1 protein-coding gene and 1 pseudogene are annotated in these 918 nt (G+C 63.4%); both read right to left on the minus strand.

The window, feature by feature from the left end:
• Positions 1-401 (minus strand): annotated as a pseudogene (locus tag QMF22_RS17305) (IS3-like element ISAar46 family transposase); the annotation flags it as partial.
• Complete coding sequence (locus QMF22_RS17310) at positions 401-718, minus strand: hypothetical protein (RefSeq protein ID WP_283455889.1); 318 nt, start codon at positions 716-718, stop codon at positions 401-403. The pseudogene QMF22_RS17305 and the gene QMF22_RS17310, both read right to left, overlap by 1 nt.
• Between the last annotated feature and the right edge of the window lie 200 nt (positions 719-918).

Raw genomic sequence — 918 nt, forward strand, 5'->3', positions numbered from 1 at the left:
CCGGCGAGTTTAGTGATGTCCCAGCTGAGTACCTGGCCTGGTCCCGTGGCGATCAATTCGGGGATCGCCCGTGCCGGGAGGCGGGCCTGGCGGCGGCGGTCCTTGACCTGCTGGTTCTCGTTCAACACCCGATACATCGTTGAAATGGAGCACAAGTAGGTGCCCGCATCCAGCAGCTGCGCGTAGATCTGGATCGGCGGCAGGTCCACGAACGAGTCAGAATTGACGACGTCGAGAATCTGCCGGCGGTCGGCATCATCGATCCTGTTCGCCGGGATCGGCGCCGGCCCGGGCGCCGGGGTGCGTGGTTTTCGGGTGGCGGTCGCTCGAGGGATCCCGACCAGGTCGGCCGCGACGCGGGTCGAGATTCCTCGGCTGGCCAGTTCGCGGTAGGCGGTCATCACGGCTTCGTGTGCGGTGTTTCGTCCCGCGAGCTCTTCGAAAGACTTTCGAGTAGCTCGTGCATTTTTGACATGATCTCCAACGCCACCCCCGTCGTTTCCAGCCGCTGCTCGGTCGTCCTCAGCTGGCGGCGCAACCGGGCAATTTCAGCCTGCTCCGGCGTTAACCGGCCAATCTTCTCGCCGGGTTTCTTCCCCACCAGAACACCGGCGTCACGCAGCTTGCGCCACTCCGTGATCTGCGAGGAGTAGAGCCCTTCGGTGCGCAGATACGCACCGCCCTCCTGGGCTTTGATGGCCGCGTCATACGCGGCCAAATGGGCAAGCTTCTGCGCTGGGCTGAACGACCTTCTCGAGGTCGGACCACCAGCGCGGGGTCCGGGACTACTCATATGACTATCGTCGCGCACGGCGATCAAAGACGGGCTGGACATGGTGATGATTCCTGATTCTCGCCCTACGTCACACGGCGGACTTGCTCTTAGCTACTGGCCTCACCCAACCCTGACACGTAGGG

It is taken from the genome of Cryobacterium sp. PH31-L1 (assembly GCF_030063145.1).
GTDB lineage: Bacteria > Actinomycetota > Actinomycetes > Actinomycetales > Microbacteriaceae > Cryobacterium.